The organism is Geminisphaera colitermitum TAV2 (genome assembly GCF_000171235.2).
GTDB classification, from domain to species: domain Bacteria; phylum Verrucomicrobiota; class Verrucomicrobiia; order Opitutales; family Opitutaceae; genus Geminisphaera; species Geminisphaera colitermitum.
In genome coordinates this window covers 1-312 of the sequence record NZ_ABEA03000031.1, presented here as the reverse complement: position 1 = coordinate 312, position 312 = coordinate 1, and the positions used below count along the sequence as shown (strand labels likewise).

Genomic DNA, 312 nt, shown 5'->3' with positions numbered 1-312 from the left:
CGCCGCGAGATTCCTCGTGGAAGCCCCGGGGGCGGCGGGCGCGGCTGGGACGGCGGGAGGGGCGGGCGGCGTCAGTGGCTCGTTGCGTTGGTGGTCGGGCGTTCAAGGAGTGCGGTGATGGTGTCTTCGAGATCGCGGGCAAGGAGCATGTCCTGAATGAAGGTTTCGCAGGCGGCTTTGTAATCTCTTTCGCGTCCGTCGCGGGTGGCGGTCCAGATGCGCCCGAGGGAGAGGGCGGCGTTGCGATAGGCGGGGTGCAGTGAGGGGGAGTTGGTTTTCGAGGAAGCGGATGCGCAGGAGCACGGAGTCGCG

1 pseudogene is annotated in these 312 nt (G+C 67.9%); it reads right to left on the bottom strand.

The window, feature by feature from the left end:
* Nucleotides 1-71 precede the first annotated feature (71 nt).
* Nucleotides 72-312, bottom strand: a pseudogene (locus OBACDRAFT_RS03685) (hypothetical protein); the annotation flags it as partial.